Below are 21,451 nucleotides of genomic sequence, written 5' to 3' on the forward strand. Positions count from 1 at the left end.
GTAGCGTCGCGGAAGCCGCAGCGCAAGCTTACTCGGCGGCTTCCTTGACGCTGCCGTGCTCGGGGGCCTCGTCGCCTTCGCCGTCGCCCGAACGGCCCCAGGTGGAGAACCAGTTGTTGAGCTTGTCGAGATAAAGATAGACGACGGGCGTGGTGAACAGCGTCAGCGCCTGGCTGACGATCAGGCCGCCGACCATGGCGTAGCCGAGCGGCTGACGGATCTCGGCGCCGGTGCCGTGACCGAGCATCAGGGGCACGCCGCCCAGAAGCGCGGCCATCGTCGTCATCATGATCGGGCGAAACCGCAACAATGCGGCCTGGCGGATCGATTCCTCCGGCGTCTTGTGCTCGTCACGCTCGGCGGCAATCGCGAAGTCGACCATCATGATGCCGTTCTTCTTCACGATGCCGATCAGCAGGATGATGCCGATCAGCGCGATCAGGCTGAAGTCGAAGCCGGCCGCCATCAGGATTGCGAGCGCGCCGACGCCGGCCGAGGGCAGCGTCGACAGGATCGTGATCGGATGGATGTAGCTCTCGTAGAGGATGCCGAGGATCAGGTAGACCACGACGAGGGCGGCGAGGATCAAGAGCGGCACGGTGCCGAGCGACTGCTGGAACGCCTGCGCAGTACCCTGGAAGCTGGAGTTCAGCGTCGGCGGCGCGCCGAGCTCGGCCATTGCCCGCTGCACGGCTTCCGTGGCCTGGCCGAGCGCCACGCCTTGCGCCAGGTTGAAGCTGATCGTGATCGCCGGGAACTGGCCCTGATGGCTGATCGAGAGCGGGCGGACCGGGTCGGTGGTCCAGGTCGCGAAGGTCGACAGCGGCACCTGGTCGCCGGTCAACGGCGACTTCAGATAGAGCTTGTTCAAGCTCTCGAGATTGCCCTGCATCTCCGGCAGGATCTCGAGAATGACCTTGTAGGTGTTGAGCTGGGTGAAATACTGCGTGACCTGACGCTGTCCGAAGGCGTCATAGAGCGTGTCGTCGATCAGCTGCGGCTGGATGCCGTAGCGGGCGGCGGTGTCGCGGTTGATCTTGAGCTGCACCGTTGTGCCCTGCGTCTGCTGGTCGGTGGCGACATCGCGCAGCTCCGGCAGCGTCTGCATCTTGGCGAGGATCTTCGGCGCCCACTCGTTGAGCTCGGCGAGATCGGCATCCTGCAAGGTGAACTCGAACTGCGTGCGCGTCGGCCGGCCGCCGAGCCGGACGTCCTGGGACGCCTGCATGTACAGGCGGGCGCCCTCGACCTTGTCGAACTGCGGACGCAGTCGCGCGATGATCTGTTGCGCGGAGGCCTCGCGCTCGTTGCGTGGCTTCAAGGTGATGTACAGGGCGCCGTTGTTGCCGGCTCGGCCGCTGCCGCCGATCACGCTGGCAACAGCGGCAACGTCCGGATCGGACAGGACGATCCTGCCGAGCGCCTCCTGCTTCCTCTGCATCTCCTTGAACGAAATATCCTGCGAGGCCTCCGAGGTCGCGGTGATCAGTCCATTATCCTGCTGCGGGAAGAAGCCCTTGGGGATCAGAATGAAGAGATAGACCGACAGCGCGAGTGTCACGAAGAAGACGGCAAGCGTTGTGCGCTTCCAACTCAGCGCGATGTCGAGCGCGTATTCGTAGCCGCGCAACAGCGCGTCGAATCCGCGTTCGCTCCACTGGAAAATCCGGCCGTGCTTGACCTCGCCATGCGCGCGCAGGAAGCGCGAGGCCATCATGGGCGTTAGCGTGAGGGAGACGAACATCGACACGAATATCGTCATCGCCAGCACGACCGCGAATTCGCGGAACAGTCGTCCGATGATGCCGCCCATCAACAGCAGCGGGATCAGCACCGCGACCAGCGAGATGCTGATGGACACGATCGTGAACCCGATTTCCTTCGCGCCCCGGTAGGCTGCGGCCATGGGCGATTCGCCCTGCTCGACATAGCGGGAGATGTTTTCGAGCATGACGATGGCATCGTCGACGACAAACCCAACCGCGATTGTCAGGGCCATCAGCGAGAGATTGTCGAGTGTATAGCCTGCAACCCACATCATGGCGCAGGCGCCGAGCAGGGCGAGCGGCACGGTCACGGCCGGGATCACCGTCGCCCAAAAGCTGCGCAAGAAGATGAAGATCACCATCACCACGAGGAAGACGGTGAGGAGCAGGGTGAACTGGACGTCATCCACCGCAGCGCGGATCGTTTGCGTACGATCGCTCATCAGCTCGATCTTGATGGCGTTCGGGATTGCCGCAACCAGGCGCGGCAGAGTTGCCTTGATCCGGTCGACAGTCTCGATGACGTTGGCGCCGGGCTGCTTGAACACGACGAGGAACACGCCTCGCTTCCCGTTGGCCCAGGCGGCCTGCTTTGCGTCCTCAGGGCCTCTGATCGCCCGCCCGATGTCGCGGATCCTCAGCGGTCCGCCGTTGCGATAGGCGATGATGACGTCGTTCCAGTCCTTGGCGTCCGTCAACTGGTCGTTGGCGTAAATCGTATAGGCGCGCCGCTCCCCGTCGATGTTGCCCTTGGGGCTGTCGACCGTGGTGATTGCGATCTGGCTGCGCACGTCCTCCAGCGAAAGCCCCTTGGCGACGAGCTTGGCCGGATCGATTTGGACGCGGATGGCCGGCTTCTGCTGACCGCCGATGAACACCTGTGCGACGCCCGAGATCTGGCTGATCTGCTGGGCAAGCTGGGCGTCCACGGAGTCGCTGACCGTGGTGAGCGGGAGCGTGTCCGACGTCGCGGACAGAATCAGGATTGGCGCGTCCGCCGGGTTGACCTTGCGGTAGGTCGGCGGCGAGGGCAGGTTCTTCGGCAATTGGCCGCCTGCGGCGTTGATTGCGCCCTGCACGTCGTTGGCAGCAGCGTCGATGCTGCGGTTGAGGTCGAACTGTATGGTGATCGACGCGGTGCCCAGATAGCTCGTCGAGGTCATCTGCGCGATGCCAGGAATCTGGGCGAATTGCCGTTCGAGCGGCTGTGCCACCGATGAGGCCATCGTTTCGGGACTGCCGCCGGGCAGGTTGGCGGTGACCTGGATGGTCGGGAAGTCCACCTGGGGCAGCGGCGCGACCGGAAGCAGCGGATAGGCGACGAGGCCGACGAAGAGAATGCCTGCCATCAGCAGCGAGGTGCCGATGGGATATCGGATGAAAGGTGCCGAGATCCCGCCCCCGATCATTCCTGTCGTACCTTGTTCTGGACCGGATCCGAGCTTGCCATCGCCGTTGACACGAGGCTTCCGGGCTGGACCTTGAACTGACCGCCGACGATCACCTGCTGGCCCGGGCTCAAGCCTTCCTCGATGACCGAACGTCCGTCGATGCCATAGCTGACCTTGACCTTGTGAACCTCGGCCTTGCTGTCCTGATTGACCGTATAGGCGTAGAGTCCGTTGGTGGAATGCTGGACCGCGTCATCAGGAACCACGGTCGCATCTTTCAACGTCCGCACCAGGAGCCGCGTCGAGACCGATTGGCCCGGCCACAGCGCGTGATCTTTGTTGTCGAACACCGCCTTGAGACGGATCGTTCCGCTGGTCGTGTCGACCTGGTTGTTGATGACCGCGAGCTTGCCCTCGGCCAGCGTCTTCTTGCCGTCGGTGGTGAAGGCAATCACCTGGAGCGCGCCGGCCTTCTGGCCTTCGCTGATATAGGGGAGCTGGTCTTCCGGTGCCGTGAAGATCACCGAGATCGGCTCGACCTGCGAGATCGTGACGATGCCCGTCTGGGTCGAGGCGTTGACGATGTTGCCGATGTCGACCTGGCGGAGGCCGGCGACACCGGTGATCGGCGCCTTGATCTGCGTGTAGTCGAGCTGGGTCTGGGCGTTGGCGATTGCAGCTTCGTCGGCGGCGATCTGCGCGGTGAGCTGGGCGACCGTGGAGCGCTGGGTATCGACCCGCTGTGCGGTTGCGAATTCGCCGAGCCTCGTGGCGCGCTGAAGTTCGAGATTGGCGTTGGCCAGGCTAGCCTCGTCCTGCGCCTTCTTGGCCTTCGCCTGGTCGAGCGCGGCTTGATAGGGCCGGGGATCGATCGAGACCAGAAGGTCGCCCTGCTGGACGATCTGGCCTTCTTTGAACTGGAGCCTGATGATCTGGCCGTCGACCCGGCTGCGGACCTGGACGGTATTGAAGCCCTGAACCGTGCCGAGACCGGTCAGGTAGACAGGGAAGTCGGTCTTCTGGACCGGCGCGACGCTGACGGGAATAGCGGACGGGCGGGGCGCCGCATTCTGTGCTGTCTGGATCTGTCCGGCCGAGCCGAACCTCTGCCATCCATAGTAACCTGCGGAGGCCACGGCCGCGACGATCAAAATCCAGAGGATCGGCCGGGACTTTTTCATATCGTCTCGTGTCGGCTCTTGTGCCCTACGCTTACGAATTATGGGGCAATGATACGGTTCCAGCGCGCTTGTATAATACACGCCAAGTTCCAGTGTAAACAGCACTATCGGTTCGGAAACCTAAACAATTGGAAAGCTTTGCACTCCCTGGGCAGTGCTCTGGCGCGGCGCTGTGCAGCCCTGCTTTTATCCGGCACGACCAATCGGCGCGCCACTCTTGCGCAGCACCCATGGCGGTGTGCAAAGGCCGAATGGCGCCGCGCGGAGTCTTGGCCCGGTTCAGTCACGAGAACGGTTCTAAATCGCGTGGAGGCCGTTTCGGTTGTCAGGGATTTCGGCATCGTTCATATCGGCGGCGCCATGAATGGAGCGCAGGATGGACGAGCTGAACGGTAAGCTGATCGCGTGTCAGATTCTGATCACGGGATTGATTGCGCGTGTCGCCAACGAGCAGCGCGATCCCTTGCGCTTCCTCACGGACTTTCGCGACGAGATCAAAGCCGTCGTGAAGGGCGTGAACATCGCCGGCATGGACAACACCGATCGCGTGCGCGCCGTCGCGCAGAAGACCGTCGACGAATTGTTTTCGCTGATGAAGCCGCCGAGCAGCGACTGAGAGCGAGCGGTCTATCTGCGCCGAGTTTAGAACGAGTCCAGTCTCGTCTTAGAACGATTTCAAACCGCAGTTTAGAATCGTTTTGATCTGGATTGATTCAAGGGTTCTCGCGAGCGGCTCGCATTGACCCGCTATTTTGTGGCCGATACCAACAGCCATCGTTCGTCGAAGTGAATGAGCGAACAGGAAGATGGGGCGTTTGGTAATGGGGCAGGTGGTCGCACCGAAGTCGTTGCGTTCGGTCGCAGCATTGGATCCGTTGGATGAGAGGTCCGCGGGCGTACCCGGCAAAAAGGTTTCGGCGGTTGCAAGCTTGATCGCGGTGGCGTCGGTGTCGGGCGGCGCGCAAGCGCAGCAGTCGAACCTGCCGCCGGTGACGGTCGATGCTCCGGTCGAGCGTCCGCGTCCGACTGCCTCGAAGCCGTCGCCCGAGCAGGTCCGTGCCCGCAACGCGCTTCGCCGCGCCGCGCAGCGCCAGCAGGCGCAGCAGACGGCTCCAACCGCGCCGTCAGGCCCCGCCGACGCCAATCCCTATGCCGATCCGGAGGCGCCCTACAAGGTCGATCACGTGCAGGCCTCGGGCAAGTTTCCCGAGAAGATGCTGAATACGCCCAAGACCATTACGGTGCTCAGCAAGGAAGTGCTTGAGGACAAGAACGCCACGACGCTGAAGGAGATCGGACGCTCGACTGCGGGCGTGACGCTCGGTTCGGGCGAGGGCGGCAACGCGTTCGGCGACCGCTTCTTCATCCGCGGCTTCGACGCACGCAACGACGTCTTCATCGACGGCATCCGCGATCCCGCCGTTTCCATCCGCGAGAACTTCTTCACCGAGCAGATCGAGATTCTGCGCGGACCGGCATCCTCCTATGCCGGCCGCGGTACCGCCGGCGGCGCCATCAACATCGTCACCAAGCAGGCCGGCGACGTCAACTTCAAACGGATAGCTAGCGAGTTCGGTACCGACATGACCAAGCGCGTCACGCTCGACGTGAACCAGGTCATCGATCCGACCTTCTCGGTGCGCACCGGTGGTCTGTTCCAGGACGCCAACGTCGCCGGACGCAACTACGTCACCGACAATCGCTGGGGCAGCTTCATTTCGACCAAGTACACCCCGACCAGCGACATCAAGATCACGACGAACTACGTCCATACCGATCTCAGCGGCTATCCGGATTTCGGCGTGCCCTATTACAAGCAGGGCAACGTGCCGGTGACCTCGGCGGGCATTCCGCGCGAAAACTGGTACGGCTTCCTCAACCGCGACTTCCAGACCGCGCGGCAGGATTTCGGCACCGGCACGATCGAGTACAAGGTCAATGAGGCCATCACGCTGACCAGCAAGGTCCGCGGTGAGCACTCGCTGCTCAACTACATCGGCACGCTGCCGCAGAACCCGAACACGACCAGCTCCAATCCATTGCTCTGGACCACGACGGCGAGCGCGCAGAGCCGCTACCAGAACGTGGACGTGTGGGCCAACCAGAACGAAGCCACCTTCAAGCTCGACACAGGCGGGGTCAAGCACACTGCGGTGTTCGGCGTCGAATATTCGAACGAGAACATCTCGATTGATCGTTACACAGGCCTGTCGTCAGAACTGTTCGGCGGCGGCTCCACGAGCAACGGGGCCGTCACAGGGGTCAATCTTTACTCTCCGCAGTACACCAACATTCCCTTCAGCAACACGCCGTCGCTGATCGGGAACCCGACACGCTATGGTGTGAACACCAGCAGCGTGTACGTGATGGATACCGCGAACTGGCAGGACACCATCATCGTCAACGGCGGCGTGCGCTACGACGGCTACAGCCAGAGCTCGTCGAACAATTCGAGCTACGTGAAGCAGAACGCGGATCTCGTGAACTACAACGTCGGCCTGGTCTACAAGCCGATGTCGATCGGCAGCATCTATGCAGCCTATGCGACCTCGGCCAATCCGTTCGGTTCGGAGCTTGACGCGACCGGCACCGATTACGGCGGCGTTCCCCCCAACTCGACCCTCTTGCTCGGGCCCGAGCGCAACAAGGCGATCGAGCTCGGCACCAAATGGGAGCTCGCCGACCGCCATCTGCTGGTGACCGGCGCGCTGTTCCAGACCACCAAGGACAACGCGCGCGAGACCGTCAACGGCTTGCTGACGTCGGGCGCTGCCTACAGGATCCAGGGCATCGACATCGAAGCCGAGGGTAAGATCACCGACCGTTGGAGCATTTTTGGCGGCCTGGTGCTGATGCAGTCGAAGGTGACGCAGAGCGGCGTCGCTTCGAATCTCGGGCTCCAGCTTGCCAACATTGCCCACCAGTCGTTCAGCATGCTGACGAAGTACAAGTTCGATGGCGGTTGGGAGCTTGGCGGCCAGGCGGTGTACCGCTCCAAGGTCTATGGCGGCACGTTCGCGGCCAACACCGGCAACGAATTGCCGAGCTACTGGCGCTTCGACGCGTTCGTCGAGAAGAAGATCGACCAGAACTGGACCATGAAGCTCTACGCCCAGAACCTCACCAACAAGCTGTACTACGATACGCTCTATCGCAGCGCAGTGCCTTTCGTGGCGGTTGCGCCGGGACGGGCGTTTTACGTCGTGACGACAGCGAAGTTCTGATCATGTTGACCTGCCTGCCTGGCGTTCTCAGCAAGGATGATGTGGCGGATTTCCGCCGCATCATGGACGTCAGCGACTGGGAGGACGGTCGCTCCACCGCCGGCGCGCAGTCGGCGATGGTCAAGCGCAACGAGCAATTGCCGCCGGACAGCGAGGTCGCGCGCAATCTCGGCCACCGCATCATCTCGGCGCTGACCTCGAACCCGCGCTTTATTGCGGCGGCGATCCCGCTGCAGATCTTCCCGCCGCTGTTCAACCGCTATGCGGCGAGCAGCGGCCATCATTTCGGCCTGCACGTCGACAATGCGATCCGCGGCGACCGCCTGACCGGCCTTCGCATCCGTACGGACCTGTCGGTCACGCTGTTCCTCGCCGAGCCGGAAGATTATGACGGTGGCGAACTTGTGATCGAGGACACCTATGGTTCGCACGAGGTCAAGTTGCCAGCCGGGGACTGCGTGCTCTATCCCTCGACCAGCCTCCATCTGGTCACCCCGGTGACCAGGGGAACGCGGGTTGCGTCTTTCTTCTGGCTTCAGAGCATGATACGGGACGATCAAGCTCGGAGCATGATCTTTGACCTCGACACCGCGATACAGGCGCTGGTGGAACGGCTCGGGCGTGACGATCCCGAAACGGTCAAATTGACGGGTATCTATCACAACCTCATTCGCTACTGGGCCGAAGTATGAAGACCATGTCCTTCCAAGCAAGCCTTGCCGCAGCTTTGATGCTGGCGACCGCCTGGCTCGCATCCCCCGTTTCTGCCCAGACGCAAAGTCCTCCGGCACCGGCGCAATCGGTGGCTCAGCCGGCCCCGGCCGGCCCGACCGCGGTGGCACCAGGAGCTACCGCGCCTGCAGATCCGGCGCCTTCGGCCTCGACGGCAACCGCTCCCGCTGCTCCGGCGGCGCCTCCCGCGGCCGCCATGTCGACGACCGCAAAGCCCGATGCGGCGGCCGCCGTCGCGCCGGCCATGAAGGAATTGTCGCCCTGGGTGATGTTCATGTCGGCGGACGTCATCGTGAAGGCGGTGATGATCGGGCTCGCCTTCGCCTCGCTGATGACTTGGACAGTCTTCATTGCCAAATCGATCGAGCTGTCGGTCGCATCCACAAAACTTCGGTCGGCGCTGAAGAAGATTGCGGAGGCGCGCTCGCTCGCCGAAGCGCAGATGGCCCTCGGCACCAAGCAGGGCATCCTGCCGTCCTTCCTGGCGGCAGCGCTGCGTGAGGCGCGGATGTCGGCCGGCCTGTCCAGCGATGCCGGCATCAAGGAGCGCGCGGCCTCGAGCTTTTCCGAGATCGTGCGCGCGGAACAGCGGCGCATCCGGATCGGCATGGGCGTGCTCGCGACCATCGGCTCGACCTCGCCCTTCGTCGGCCTGTTCGGCACCGTCTGGGGCATCATGAACAGCTTCATCGGTATCTCGAAGTCGCAGACCACGAACCTCGCCGTGGTCGCGCCCGGCATCGCCGAAGCGCTGCTCGCCACCGCGATCGGCCTCGTCGCCGCCATTCCCGCCGTCATCATCTACAACCACTTTTCGCGCGTGACGAAGGGCTATCTCGAGCTCGTCAGCCGCGCCTCGGGCGCGGCGGGACGGCTGCTCTCGCGCGATCTCGACCGCAGCCACGGCAGCGTGCATTCGCGCGCAGCGGAGTGAACCATGGGCGTTTCGCTCGCAGACAACGACGGCGAAGACGACGATTTCTCGGAAACGCATGACATCAACGTCACGCCGTTCATCGACGTCATCCTGGTGCTGCTGATCATCTTCATGGTCGCAGCGCCGCTCTCCACGGTCGACCTGCCGATCGATCTGCCGACGTCGAGCGCGACGCCGCAGAAGAAGCCGGACAAGCCGACCTATCTGAGCATCAAGCCCGATCTGACGCTCGCGATCGGAGAGAACCCTGTTCACCGGGCCGAGTTGATCGGGACCCTCGATGGCCTGTCCGACATGAGCAAGGACAAGTATGTGTTCCTGCGCGCCGATCGTTCGGTGCCGTATGGCGAATTAATGGGAGTCATGGAGCTCTTGCGCTCAGGCGGCTATACACGGGTGAAACTGGTCGCGCTGGAAGGCGCGCCGGGGGCGCCTGCTCCAGGCGCCGCTCAGCCTTAAAGGCCCGTCATGTCGGACGAACTCAGACCATCCCGAAAACTCTGGATCCTGGCGGCGGTGGCGGCGCTCGCACTCCATCTGGGAGGTGCTGCGCTCGCGCTGGCCCATCTACAAACCGATGATGACGGCGACGGCCTAGGTGCCAACGGTGCGGAGTTCGCCGTGGAGATGGCATCACCCAAGGCGCCCGAAACCGATCTGCCGCCCGGGCCCGACAGCGAAGCGATGCAGGAACAGCAGGCGCTTCCCGAGCAGAAGGCCGAGACCAAGGAGACGGAGCTTCCAAAGGATCAGTCGCAGGAGGTCGAGGATCCCGACCGCGTCGTGACCGAGAACAACGCGAAGAAACCGACGGAAGACGATCCGAAGATTCAGGCGGTCGAGACTCCGGCCGCCGAAGCGTCGCCGAAATCGGTTGCGACGGCACGGCAGACGCTCGAGGAGGATGCGCGCGAGGCCGAGAAGGCACTGGCACCTGTGATCGGTATCGGCAAGGACATCCTGAAGCTGACGGCCGATTGGAACCGCAAGATCAGCGCGCATCTGGCGCTGCACAAGGTCAATCCGGAAGGCAAAGTGCCAAATAACCAGAAGGTCAAGGTGAGCTTCGCCATCAACCGGAAGGGTAACGTGCTGACGGTGGATGTCGTGGAGTCGTCGGGGGATGCAGCCTACGATGCGGCGGCGGTGTCGATCGTCCGCAAGTCCGATCCCATCCCGCAGCCGCCTGCCGGACTGACCGAGGACCGGTTCGAACGTACCGTCGATATCATCTTCACACCGCCGGACGCGAAGAAGAAAAAGACGGCTCAGCGCCAGTAAAGCCGGATCCCGACGTAGACCACGACCAGGCACGCGAAAATCAGCGCTACCGGGAGCGACCGTTTCTGGCTTTCAGCGAATGCCGCCGCCCCGAAGGAGGCGGCCTTCTTCGGTTTCGGCGCCGGGCGGCGAAAGGCGGTAACATTGTCCGCCGCTGTTTCAGGCGGACGGACGCGGACGTCGGGCGGCGTTCCAGCACCGCCCATCTCGGCATAATAGGCCTTGTAGATCGCGCCGATGGTGGCTTCGGTGGCCTCGTTATCGCTCATCTGCGTCAGCAGGTTCCTGTAGCTGGCGAGGAATTCCTGGGCCTCCGGTGGCAGTGCGGACGACCCGTTGAGCTTGGCCATCATGTTCCAGGTGGCAAAATCGGCGCGGGCGCGGGTGTCGGCTCGTCGCGCGATCAGCATATCGGCAGCTTTGACCAAGTCGGCCTCTGGCCCTTCGGCGTGGGAGTGTTCTGTTCAACTAAGCGTTGCCGGTCAGGAAGAGAACAGCCTGAATCACATAACCGGTCAACGTTCGCAGTATTGCTGAAATAACATCAAGATTTAGACCGAACTGCGAACCCGCAAGCGGCAGCAGGATCAACAGGCCGATCAGGATCAGCATACCGAACGGCTCAAGCCGGGACAGCGGAACGGCGAGGGGACGGGGCAACAGCCCGACTGCGACGCGCCCGCCATCGAGCGGCGGGATCGGCATCATGTTGAACACGGCGAGGATCGCGTTGATCACGAGGGCATTCTTGAGGTTGTCCGCAACCCATTTCGCGGAGCTCGCGGGCACCAGGGGCAGGGCATGGAAGGCGAGGGCCGCGGCCAGCGCCAGCAGGATGTTGGTGACGGGCCCGGCCAGCGCCACCCAGACCATGTCGACCCTGGGGTTGTTCAGCTTGCGGAAGTTCACCGGCACCGGCTTGGCATAGCCGAACAGGAATGGCGAATGCGCAAATAGCAGCATTGCAGGCAGTATCAGGGTGCCGAACGGGTCGATATGCCTGAGCGGGTTGAAGCTCACGCGGCCGAGCTGCGAGGCCGTGTTGTCCCCGAGCCGGTCCGCGACGAAGGCGTGCGCGGCCTCATGAAAGGTGATCGCCAGCACCAGTGGCAGCACCCAGACGGAAAGATCATAGAAGGAGATATTCACCAGCTCATCCGTTCCGGTTCGGCCCGCGCGCCCTGCAAAGCAGGCCGTATAGGGCCACAACCCTTTACGATCTACCGTTATATGGCGCCCAATTCCGAAATTGCCCGCTGCAAATGATCCGCCAGCAGTGACGCCGGACGCGACAGGTTGCGCGCGCGATGGAGGCGGATGTCCGCCGCCGGCAGCGGCGGCAGGCCGTCGCGCTCGGACAGAACGCGCAGGCGAGGGGGCAGGGTGCCCGCCTTCACGACCGTGATCGCGAGGCCCTGCGCCGCGATCGCTTCCACCGCTGCAAGCGTCCGGCTGACATAGGCGAGCCGCCAGGGGCGGCCGGCGGCATCGAGGGCGTCGGCGGCCCACTGCCGGAACAGGCAGCCCGGCGGATAGAGTGCGACGGGCAGCGTGGGGCGCTGCGGCCCGGCTGAATATGACGCGGCTGCGGCCCAGACGGCCTGCTCGCGTCGCAGCAGTTCGCCATTGCCGCTGCCTTCCGGATGCATGGCGATAACGAGGTCATAGTCTTCGCCGAGCCGGGCCGGCATCGTCGCCGTCATTCCCGTCTCAATCTCGACGCGGATCTCCGGACGGCTTTTGGCGAAGTGCGCCAGCAATGGCGGAATGACGATCGTGCCGTAGTCGTCCATCACGCCGAGGCGGACTACGGCATCGCGCTTGCACGGGCGGAGCGCATCGACCGCCTCTGCATTGAGGTCGAGAAGCCGCCTTGCATAGACGAGCAGCTCGTGACCGGCCGCGCTCAGTGCCACGCCCGACCTCGTGCGGTGAAACAGCCTGACGTCCAGCCGTTCTTCCAGGCGCCTGATCTGGACGCTCACCGCCGATTGGGTGCGGTTGAGGACCGCGGCCGCGCGCGTGAACGACCGATGCTCGGCAACAGCGAGGAAGGCCTTCAGGAGGTCGGGGTCTAGATCGGGCGCGGTCATGACGAAAACTTATCCTGGCATGACGGAAATTCCATTCCCCGTTTCGGCGCGCCTCCTATGCTGCCCGCAGAGCCATTGGGAGGAATCGTGGGCGAGATTTTTGGCGTTTTTGCCGCCGTGTTGTCGAGCGCACTGGGCGGGACCTCCATCGGTGCCACGCGCTATCTCGTGGGAAGCATCGATCCGCTCGCGATCGGCTCGTTCCGGTTCGGTATCGGCCTTCTCCTGCTGCTGCCGCTGGCGCTGCTGCGCGGCGATCGCTGGCCGACGCGAGGCGATCGGGCTGCCGCCGTCGCTCTCGGCATCCTGTTCTTCGCGCTGTTTCCGATCCTGTTCAACGCGTCGCTGATCTTCACGACCGCCGCGCGCGGTGCGCTTGCGTTGTCGACGCTTCCTTTGTTGTCGCTCGTGATCGGGGCTGCGCTCAGCGCCGAAGCCCTGACCTGGCGCAAATCGGTCGGTGTCGTGATCGCGACCCTTGGGGTTGCGGTGGCGCTTCTGTCCGACCTGACATCAGCCCCGTCGGGCGCCTGGCGCGGCGATCTCCTGATGATGGCGGCTGCACTGTGCATGGCGCTGTACGGCATCTGGTCGAAGCCGCTGATCCGGCGCTCCAGTCCGATCGCCTTTACGACCATGAGCATGGCGGCCGGCGCGGCCTGCCTCATCCTGCTCTCGTCTATCCACGGCAGCTTCGCGCCGGTCGCCGGCTGGGGCACGCCGCAATGGCTGGCGGCCTTCTATCTCGGTGCCTTCGGCGCGGCGCTGACCTTCTACCTCTGGGCCCTGGCGCTGGAGCGGACGACGCCGACGCGCGTCGCGATTTCGGTGACGGTCAATCCGATCACGGCATCGCTGGTCGGGGCCTGGCTGCTGAACGAACCGCTGCGCTGGAATCTGGCGGCGGGCATCGTCGCGGTGTTTGCCGGGATCTGGATCGCGACGACCGCGGGCAAAGGTAGGCGATGAACAGGCTCGATGGTCATCATCAAGCTGATCGGTGAGGCTCCTCGATCGACCGCAGCGTGATCGACTTGATGCCATAGTGCATGTGACTGTAGCGCTTGACGTACTCCCAAGCGCTCTGCCTCGCACCTATCAGACCCGTGAAGCGGAAATTGAGAGGACGACCACCGATCTTCACGAGCCAATACCAGTCCTCCTGCTCGACGGTGATAGGAGCCTGCTCCAGCGCCTCGACGGCGGGACGCAGGAACCACTTGCCGTCTTTGGTTTCCCAATAGAACTCCATCAGGCTCTCCTCATCGCAGTGGCAGATGCGGACGTTGATCGGCTCGTCCTGCGCCTTGAACCGCACGCGCCGCACCGGCAGCCACCTTCCCGGATCATGACGCTCCTCAATAGGTCGCGCGTCCACCGGAGATATCGAACACGGCGCCGGTCGAGAAGGCGCAATCCTCGGATGCGAGCCAGGCCACCATCGCCGCGAGTTCCTCCACCAGCACGAAGCGGCCCTTCGGGATCTTCGACAGCATGAAGTCGATGTGCTGTTGCGTCATCTGGTCGAAGATCGCGGTCTTCGCCGCAGCCGGCGTCACCGCGTTGACGAGGATGTCATGGGCGGCGAGCTCCTTGCCGAGCGACTTCGTCAGCGCGATCAGGCCGGCCTTGGAGGCCGAATAGTGCGCCGCGTTCGGATTGCCTTCCTTGCCGGCGATCGATGCAATGTTCACGATCCGCCCGTATTTCTGCTTGAGCATCGCCGGCACGATCGCCTTGCAGCAGATGAAGGGGCCGTCGAGGTTGATGCGCAGCACCTTGCGCCATTCCTCCAGATCTGTCTCCCAGACCGGCTTGTTGACCCCGGCGATTCCGGCATTGTTGACCAGGATGTCGATCCTGCCGAAGGCGGCCAGCGTGGCATCGCGCGCCTGCTCGACGGCCGCGGTGTCGGTGACGTCGACCTTGAAGACCTTTGTTTCGCCGCCGATCTCTTTTGCCGTCTTTTCGGCGAGTGCGGCGTCGAAGTCCCAGATGGCGACTTTGGCGCCGGAGGCGACAAAGCGCTCGGTGATGGCGCGGCCAAAGCCCTGCGCGCCGCCCGTGACGATGGCGAGGCGGCCGTTGAGATCGATCTTGTTCATCGAGAAATCCTCCCTATCCCTCATGGTGAGGAGCGCGCACCTGGCGCGCGTCTCGAACCATGGAGCCCGTGGCCCATCCCTCGAGACGGCGCTGTCGCGCCTCCTCGGGATGAGGAGTGATCAGAGCATGTAGCCGCCGTCGACAACGAGGTCGACGCCGGTGGTGAAAGCGCTCTCGTCGCTGCCGAGATAGACCGCCATGGATGCGATCTCCTCGGCGGTGCCGAGCCGGCCCATCTTCTGGCGGGAGATGAACATCTCCTTACCTTGCGGTCCCTGGGCTGCGGCGCGGTCGAGCATCGAGGGCGTCTCTACGGTGCCGGGGCAGATCGAGTTGCAGCGGATGCCCTTGGTGATGAAGTCGAGCGCGACCGCGCGCGTCAGCAGCGACACCGCCGCTTTCGACGCGCTGTAGACGTAGCGATTGGCCGGCGGCCGGAGCGCCGCGCAGGAGGAGATGTTGACGATGCTGCCGCCGCCGCCCGCGAGCATGTCGGGAAGGAAGGCCCTGATGGTCCGGTGCATCGATTTGACGTTGAGGTCGAACGAAAAGTCGAAATCCTCTTCGGAGCACTCCAGGATGGTGCCGTGGTGCACGAAGCCCGCCGCGTTGAGCAGGATGTCGATCTTGCCGACGCGCTTGGCAAAGGCGTTGACGTCGGCGGTGTTGCGGACGTCGAGCTTGGCGACCTCGGCGATTCCGTCCCTGGTCAGGCTCGCGATGCCGGCCTCGTTGATGTCGGTGGCGATCACGGTCGCACCTTCACGCGCGAATGCGATGGCGCATGCGCGCCCGATGCCTGCCGCAGCAGCCGTGACGACGGCGCGCTTGCCCTTGAGGCGGTCTGCCATGTTGTTCTCCTTTGAATTGTCTCTCGTCATTCCGGGGCGCGACGCAGTCGCGAGCCCGGAATCCATAACCACGATCGGGAATATGGATTCCGGGCCTGCGCCTTGCGGCGCATCCCGGAATGACAATCTTTCCTAGTGATTGTCCCGCGCCACGCCAAACGTGCCGGCGACGTTCTGATAACGCGTGGCAAGCTCCATGCAGGCGCCCGTCGAGTGCTGGCCGACGGTGTTGCGGTAGATCTCCTGCCACGGCGTCTGGTTCGGCGGATGCTTGAAGCCGCCATTGGCCTTGAGCTCGGCATGGCGCTTCTTCAGCTCCTCGTCCGAGATCATGATGTTGGCGCTGCCCTTGTTGAGGTCGATACGCACCTTGTCGCCGGTCTTCAGGATCGCAAGACCGCCATTGGCGGCGGCTTCCGGCGAAGCATTGAGGATCGAGGGCGAGCCCGAGGTGCCGGACTGGCGGCCGTCGCCGATGCAGGGCAGGGACAGGATGCCGCGTTTGATCAATGCTGCCGGCGGCTGCATGTTCACGACCTCGGCGCCGCCGGGATAACCGATCGGACCGGTGCCGCGGATGAACAGCACGCAGTGCTCGTCGATGTCGAGCGAGGGATCGTCGATCCGCTCGTGATAGTCCTCAGGTCCTTCGAACACGATGGCGCGGCCCTCGAAAGCATTGAGGTCCTTCGGGTTGCTGAGATAGCGGTCGCGGAATTCCTTGGAGATCACGCTGGTCTTCATGATCGCGGAGTCGAACAGGTTGCCCTTCAGCACCAGGAAGCCGGCATCCTTCACCAGCGGCTTCTCGTAAGCCCAGATCACGTCGTTGTCGGGCGCCGGCGCATTCTTGCAGTTCTCGCCGATGCCGCGGCCGTTGACCGTGACCGCATCCTCGTGGATTCGCTTGTGCTTCATCAGCTCGCGCACCACGGCCGGCACGCCGCCGGCGCGGTGGAATTCCTCGCCGAGATAGAAGCCGGCCGGCTGCATGTTGACCAGCAGCGGCACGTCGTGGCCGACCTTCTGCCAGTCCTCGATCGAGAGCTCGACGCCGATATGGCGGGCCAGCGCGTTGATGTGGATCGGTGCGTTGGTCGAGCCGCCGATCGCCGAGTTGATCACGATGCAGTTCTCGAACGCCTTGCGGGTCAGGATGTCCGAGGGCTTGAGGTCCTCCCAGACCATCTCGACGATGCGCTTGCCCGTCTCGTAAGCGATCTGGCCGCGCTCGCGATAGGGCGCGGGGATCGCCGCGCAGCCCGGCAGCGAGAAGCCGAGCGCTTCGGCAAGCCCGTTCATGGTCGAGGCGGTGCCCATGGTGTTGCAATGGCCGACCGAGGGCGCAGAGGAGGCCACGATCTCCATGAACTCTTCATAGTCGATCTCGCCGGCCGCGAGCCGCTCGCGCGATTTCCAAACGATGGTGCCGGAGCCGGTGCGCTCGCCATTGTGCCAGCCGTTCAGCATCGGGCCGCCCGACAGCACGATCGCGGGCAGGTTCACGGTGGCCGCTGCCATCATGCAGGCCGGTGTGGTCTTGTCGCAGCCGGTGGTCAGCACGACGCCGTCGAGCGGATAGCCGTAGAGGACCTCGACGAGGCCGAGATAGGCGAGGTTGCGGTCTAGCGCGGCGGTCGGGCGCTTGCCGGTCTCCTGGATCGGGTGGGTCGGGAATTCCATCGCGATGCCGCCGGCTTCGCGGATGCCCTCGCGGACGCGATGGGCGAGCTCGATGTGATGGCGGTTGCAGGGAGAAAGGTCGTTGCCGGTCTGGGCGATGCCGATGATCGGCTTGCCGGACTGCAACTCGGCACGGGTGAGGCCGTAATTCAGGTAGCGCTCCATATAGAGCGCGGTCATGCCCGGATTGTGCGGGTTGTTGAACCATTCCTGCGAGCGAAGATGGCGGCGAGAGCCGTTGTTGCCGGCGGCATGCCCATTGGTTGGTTTCTTTGTCATTGGTTTCTCCTGCAATGCAAACGCACCGGCGTCCGTCTCATGGTGTCGGCATGTGCGATGCCCAACGGCACGAGCGATGATCTGCGTTCCCGCTGGCGGGTCGTTTCCTCACGAGTCCGATACTAGTCGCGGCTACTTGGTAACGCTATCATTTTGTTCGCTACGCCCGCGCCGGAAACGGCTGGCCTGCTGTCCGAACGTCGTGCCGACGAGCTTTGCCGTTCGATCACCTTGAAGCCGAGATCGAGCACCGGATGCTCCGGGCGTCGCCCTTCGATCGCGTTGATCAGCATGCTGGCGGCCGTCTTCCCCATCTCGTAGCGGTTGGTGCGAACGCTGGTGAGTGTGGGGACGGCGGAGGCCATGAATTCGAGGTCGTTGAAGCCGACGATTGCGATCTGCCCGGGGACTGCGATCTCCCGGCGTCGGCATTCGAACAGCACGCCGAGCGCGAGGTCGTCGTTGGCGCAGAATACCGCATCGATGTCGGGCTCCCGCGCCAGGAGATCGGTGAACAGGGCTCCGCCGAGCGTCACCGAAGTCGGTGTGGCCGTCGTGACGACGAGGCGCTGCTCGAACAGTGCGGCGTCCTTCATGGCCGAGACATATCCGTCCAGCCGTCGCTGCACCCGCGGGTCCATGCGCGCACCGACGAAGCCAATCTTGCGATGACCTTGCTCGAACAGGTGCGCAACCACTGCGCGGGCTGCATCATAGTGCGAAAAGCCGATCATCATGTCGACCGGATCCGGCCCGATCTCCATGATCTGCACGATCGGGCAGTCCGCGGCGTCCAGCATCGCGCGCGATTCCGCGGTCTGGTCGATGCCGGTGACGATCAGCCCGGCCGGCTTCTGCGCCAGAAACAGGCGCAGCAACTTCTCTTCCTGGAGAATGCTGTAGCGCGTGTTGGACAACTGGATCGAGTAACGGCTGCTCTCTGACGCGTCATAGATGCCGCGCAGTACGTCCGAGAACACGTTATTGGTGAGGGAGGGGATCAATACACCGATGACTTCGGTGCGTTGCGAAGCCAGTGCGCGTGCGGCAAGGTTGGGCACATAGCCGAGCTCCTTGGCGGCGCTCTCGACCCGCGTCCGCTTGGCGACCGACAGGGCCTCCGGATTGCGGAAGAAGCGGGACGCGGTAATCGGGCTGACGCCGGCGAGCTCGGCGACTTCGGCCAGCCGGATTTTGCCTGACTTGGTGCGTTTTCGACCCATTAGCTGCTCTTAACACAGTCGGTCCCGCAAACAAAGGAACGTTGACAGCGCTACCAGCAACGACTAACCAAAGACAAATTGCCAAAACCGCACAAACTACCGACAATGTTGCCCGCTAAGATGGGGCTTCGTTCGGTGAAGTCTGAAAAACAAGACGGTCGCGGCGCGAGAGGCGTCGTGAACTTTCGAGGAGGGAGCTAGATGTCGTCTGTGCAAATCCGCGACGTGCGGAAATCGTTCGGCAATTTTGAAGTCCTGCACGGCGTGACGATTCCGATCGAGGATGGCCAGTTCGTCGTCCTGGTTGGCCCTTCCGGCTGCGGCAAGTCGACGCTTCTGCGCATGCTCGCCGGTCTCGAGAACATCACCTCCGGCACGATCTCGATCGGCGACCGCGTCGTCAACAATGTCCAGCCCAAGGAGCGGGACATTGCGATGGTGTTCCAGAACTACGCGCTCTATCCGCACATGACGGTGGCCGAGAACATGGGTTTCTCGCTGAAGCTGCGGAGTGCGAGCGCCGACGAGATCAACAAGCGCGTCAAGCGCGCCGCCGAGATCCTCGCGCTGTCGCCGCTGCTCGACCGCTATCCGCGCCAGCTCTCCGGCGGCCAGCGCCAGCGCGTCGCCATGGGCCGCGCCATCGTGCGCGATCCGCAAGTCTTCCTGTTCGACGAGCCCTTGTCGAACCTGGATGCCAAGCTGCGCGTCGCGATGCGCACCGAGATCAAGGAGCTGCACCAGCGGCTGAAGACGACGACCGTCTACGTCACCCACGACCAGATCGAGGCCATGACCATGGCCGACAAGATCGTCGTCATGCATGACGGCATCGTCGAACAGATGGGCACGCCGCTCGAGCTCTACGACAAGCCGGACAACCAGTTCGTCGCGGGCTTCATCGGCTCGCCCGCGATGAACTTCCTGAAGGGCCATGTGCGCGTCAACGGCGTTGCCACCTTCGAGGGGCCGAACGGAGTCAAGCTGCCGCTCAAGACTGCGCCGACGGGCTCCGACGGCCGTCCTGCGGTCTATGGCGTGCGGCCTGAGCATTTCACCATCGCCGATGATGGCGCCGAGGCCGAGATCATCGTGGTCGAGCCGACCGGCTCGGAGACGCAGGTGTTCGCCAAGGTCGGCGGCGAGCAGGTCGTCGCGGTCTTCCGCGAGCGTCACCAGTTCAACCCGGGCGACAAGGTACGGCTGAAGCCCGACCCGTCGCTGGTTCATCTGTTCGATGACGCGACGGGAAAACGCCTCAACGCGTAGCGCATAAGACGACAAAGTATAAGACGACAAAAAAGCATCACAGGGAGGACAACATGCAAGACTTTACCCGCCGGACTCTGCTTCAAGGCGGAACGGCACTGGCTGCGACCGGCATGCTGACCGGGCCGGCGCTGTTCGACTTCGCCAAGGCCTGGGCACAGAGCGCGCCCTGGAAGGCCGAGCCCGGCGCCAAGCTCACCGTGATGCGGTGGAAGCGCTTCGTGCCGCAGGAGGACGATGCATTCAACGCGATGGTGGCGGCGTTCAAGGCTGCGACCGGCACCGAGATGAACGTGTTCAGCGAATCCTTCGAGGACGTGCAGCCGAAGGCCTCGGTTGCGGCCAATACCGGCTCCGGGCTCGATCTCGCCTGGGGCTTGCACACGCTGCCGCAGCTGTTCCCCACCAAAGTGCTGAAGATGAACGACGTCGCCGATTATCTCGGCAAGAAATACGGCGGCTGGACCGATGCGGCCGCCAAGACCTGCAAGCAGGGCAACGACTGGCTCGGCATTCCCGTCGCGACCAACGGCGGTTACATGACCTACCGCAAGTCGGCGCTCGAGAAGGCTGGCTTCAAGGAATTCCCGAAGGATTTCCCCGGCTTCCTCGAGATGTGCAAGGCCCTGAAGAAGAATAACACGCCGGCCGGCTTCGCGCTCGGTCATGCCTCGGGCGACGGCAATTCCTGGCTGCACTGGGTGCTGTGGGGGCATGGCGCCTACACCGTCGACCAGAACGACAAGATCATCATCAACTCGCCGGAGACGGCGAAGGCGCTGGAGTACTGCAAGGGGCTGTACGAGAGCTTCATCCCGGGCACGGCGTCCTGGAACGACTCCTCCAACAACAAGGCATTCCTCGCCGGCGAGCTCTACTGCACGGCGAACGGCATCTCGATCTACGTCGCTGCCAAGACCGACGCGAGCAAGAAGGAGCTTGCCGCGGACACCTATCACGCGCTCTGGCCGGTCGGACCGGTCGGCAAGCCGACCGAACTGCAACTCGCGCTTCCGATCCTCGCCTTCAACTTCACCAAATATCCGAACGCGGCGAAGGCCTTCGTTGCCTTCATGCTGGAGAAGGAGAACTACGAGAAGTGGCTGGATGGCGCGCAGGGCTATCTGACGCAGACCTTGAACGCCTATGAGTCGGCGCCGATCTGGACGGCGGATCCCAAGAACGCCGTGTTCGCGCAGGCGTCCAAGCGCACGCTGCCGGCGTCCGGTATCGGCACGGTCGGCGAGAAGGCGGCGACCGCAATCGCCGACTTCATCGTCGTCGACATGTTCGCCAACTACTGCGCCGGCGCCAAGGATGCGAAGGGGGCGATGGCGGAAGCCGAGCGCCAGCTGAAGCGCATCTATCGCTGACGGTCACGGGGCGGGCGGCCCTCCGGCCGCCCGCTCGTCAACATTTCGATCAGGGATATCGG

General features: G+C 63.6%; 19 protein-coding genes. 9 read left to right on the forward strand and 10 right to left on the reverse strand.

The window, feature by feature from the left end; genetic code table 11:
* Window positions 1–28: 28 nt before the first annotated feature.
* Both ACSHT2_RS34795 and ACSHT2_RS34800 read right to left on the reverse strand, forming a co-directional pair.
* The gene (locus tag ACSHT2_RS34795) at window positions 29–3,175 is read right to left on the reverse strand and encodes a multidrug efflux RND transporter permease subunit (protein WP_440639646.1); all 3,147 of its coding nucleotides are present in this window, start codon (window positions 3,173–3,175) and stop codon (window positions 29–31) included.
* Window positions 3,172–4,338, reverse strand: coding sequence for an efflux RND transporter periplasmic adaptor subunit (locus ACSHT2_RS34800; protein WP_440639647.1), 1,167 nt, complete (start codon window positions 4,336–4,338; stop codon window positions 3,172–3,174). Before ACSHT2_RS34800 ends, ACSHT2_RS34795 begins: the two co-directional genes overlap by 4 nt.
* Window positions 4,339–4,714: 376 nt before the next feature.
* Between ACSHT2_RS34800 and ACSHT2_RS34805 the strand changes: the two genes are divergently transcribed.
* The 6 genes from ACSHT2_RS34805 to ACSHT2_RS34830 all read left to right on the forward strand — a co-directional run bounded on the left by ACSHT2_RS34805 (window position 4,715) and on the right by ACSHT2_RS34830 (window position 10,512).
* Window positions 4,715–4,954 carry a hypothetical protein gene (locus ACSHT2_RS34805; RefSeq protein WP_028170951.1) on the forward strand — a complete coding sequence of 80 codons (240 nt, stop codon included), beginning with the start codon at window positions 4,715–4,717 and terminating at the stop codon, window positions 4,952–4,954.
* Between the two features lie 205 nt (window positions 4,955–5,159).
* The gene (locus ACSHT2_RS34810) at window positions 5,160–7,562 is read left to right on the forward strand and encodes a TonB-dependent receptor (RefSeq protein WP_440643000.1); all 2,403 of its coding nucleotides are present in this window, start codon (window positions 5,160–5,162) and stop codon (window positions 7,560–7,562) included.
* Window positions 7,563–7,564: 2 nt separating this feature from the next.
* Window positions 7,565–8,254: a Fe2+-dependent dioxygenase gene (locus ACSHT2_RS34815; RefSeq protein WP_440639649.1), complete on the forward strand. Its 690-nt coding sequence runs from the start codon at window positions 7,565–7,567 to the stop codon at window positions 8,252–8,254.
* Window positions 8,251–9,228, forward strand: coding sequence for a tonB-system energizer ExbB (gene exbB / locus ACSHT2_RS34820; protein WP_440639650.1), 978 nt, complete (start codon window positions 8,251–8,253; stop codon window positions 9,226–9,228). The genes ACSHT2_RS34815 and exbB overlap by 4 nt, the downstream gene beginning before the upstream one ends.
* A gap of 3 nt (window positions 9,229–9,231) precedes the next feature.
* On the forward strand, window positions 9,232–9,690 hold the full coding sequence (exbD, locus tag ACSHT2_RS34825) for a TonB system transport protein ExbD (protein WP_061876817.1): 459 nt from the start codon (window positions 9,232–9,234) through the stop codon (window positions 9,688–9,690).
* Between the two features lie 9 nt (window positions 9,691–9,699).
* The gene (locus ACSHT2_RS34830; protein ID WP_440639652.1) at window positions 9,700–10,512 is read left to right on the forward strand and encodes an energy transducer TonB family protein; all 813 of its coding nucleotides are present in this window, start codon (window positions 9,700–9,702) and stop codon (window positions 10,510–10,512) included.
* On the opposite strand, the gene ACSHT2_RS34835 is transcribed toward ACSHT2_RS34830, so the two are convergent.
* The 3 genes from ACSHT2_RS34835 to ACSHT2_RS34845 all read right to left on the reverse strand — a co-directional run bounded on the left by ACSHT2_RS34835 (window position 10,500) and on the right by ACSHT2_RS34845 (window position 12,605).
* Window positions 10,500–10,922, reverse strand: a complete 423-nt coding sequence (locus tag ACSHT2_RS34835; RefSeq protein ID WP_440639653.1) for a hypothetical protein — start codon at window positions 10,920–10,922, stop codon at window positions 10,500–10,502. The genes ACSHT2_RS34830 and ACSHT2_RS34835 overlap by 13 nt on opposite strands.
* A gap of 58 nt (window positions 10,923–10,980) precedes the next feature.
* Complete coding sequence (locus tag ACSHT2_RS34840) at window positions 10,981–11,661, reverse strand: site-2 protease family protein (protein WP_440639655.1); 681 nt, start codon at window positions 11,659–11,661, stop codon at window positions 10,981–10,983.
* Between the two features lie 77 nt (window positions 11,662–11,738).
* Window positions 11,739–12,605 (reverse strand): LysR family transcriptional regulator, encoded by an 867-nt coding sequence (locus ACSHT2_RS34845; protein ID WP_440639656.1) that lies wholly within the window; start codon window positions 12,603–12,605, stop codon window positions 11,739–11,741.
* 87 nt (window positions 12,606–12,692) lie between these two features.
* Between ACSHT2_RS34845 and ACSHT2_RS34850 the strand changes: the two genes are divergently transcribed.
* The gene (locus ACSHT2_RS34850) at window positions 12,693–13,574 is read left to right on the forward strand and encodes a DMT family transporter (RefSeq protein ID WP_440639657.1); all 882 of its coding nucleotides are present in this window, start codon (window positions 12,693–12,695) and stop codon (window positions 13,572–13,574) included.
* Between the two features lie 19 nt (window positions 13,575–13,593).
* Here the strand turns inward: ACSHT2_RS34850 and ACSHT2_RS34855 are convergent, their stop codons facing one another.
* The 5 genes from ACSHT2_RS34855 to ACSHT2_RS34875 all read right to left on the reverse strand — a co-directional run bounded on the left by ACSHT2_RS34855 (window position 13,594) and on the right by ACSHT2_RS34875 (window position 18,747).
* Entirely contained in the window at window positions 13,594–13,932 is a 339-nt protein-coding gene (locus ACSHT2_RS34855; protein ID WP_440639658.1) for a hypothetical protein, read from the reverse strand.
* Window positions 13,933–13,963: 31 nt separating this feature from the next.
* Complete coding sequence (locus ACSHT2_RS34860) at window positions 13,964–14,710, reverse strand: SDR family NAD(P)-dependent oxidoreductase (protein ID WP_440639660.1); 747 nt, start codon at window positions 14,708–14,710, stop codon at window positions 13,964–13,966.
* Window positions 14,711–14,830: 120 nt separating this feature from the next.
* Window positions 14,831–15,562, reverse strand: coding sequence for an SDR family oxidoreductase (locus tag ACSHT2_RS34865; RefSeq protein ID WP_440639662.1), 732 nt, complete (start codon window positions 15,560–15,562; stop codon window positions 14,831–14,833).
* 132 nt (window positions 15,563–15,694) lie between these two features.
* Complete coding sequence (locus ACSHT2_RS34870) at window positions 15,695–17,524, reverse strand: IlvD/Edd family dehydratase (protein ID WP_440639664.1); 1,830 nt, start codon at window positions 17,522–17,524, stop codon at window positions 15,695–15,697.
* A gap of 122 nt (window positions 17,525–17,646) precedes the next feature.
* Window positions 17,647–18,747: a LacI family DNA-binding transcriptional regulator gene (locus ACSHT2_RS34875; protein WP_440639665.1), complete on the reverse strand. Its 1,101-nt coding sequence runs from the start codon at window positions 18,745–18,747 to the stop codon at window positions 17,647–17,649.
* A gap of 201 nt (window positions 18,748–18,948) precedes the next feature.
* Here ACSHT2_RS34875 and ACSHT2_RS34880 point away from each other — a divergent pair, with 201 nt between their 5' ends.
* Together ACSHT2_RS34880 and ACSHT2_RS34885 are read left to right on the forward strand one after the other, a co-directional pair.
* Window positions 18,949–20,016: an ABC transporter ATP-binding protein gene (locus ACSHT2_RS34880; RefSeq protein ID WP_440639666.1), complete on the forward strand. Its 1,068-nt coding sequence runs from the start codon at window positions 18,949–18,951 to the stop codon at window positions 20,014–20,016.
* Between the two features lie 53 nt (window positions 20,017–20,069).
* Entirely contained in the window at window positions 20,070–21,389 is a 1,320-nt protein-coding gene (locus ACSHT2_RS34885) for an ABC transporter substrate-binding protein (RefSeq protein WP_440639668.1), read from the forward strand.
* Window positions 21,390–21,451: the final 62 nt, after the last annotated feature.

Origin of the sequence: Bradyrhizobium sp. PUT101, assembly GCF_052043945.1 — a bacterium.
Classification (GTDB): Bacteria; Pseudomonadota; Alphaproteobacteria; order Rhizobiales; family Xanthobacteraceae; genus Bradyrhizobium.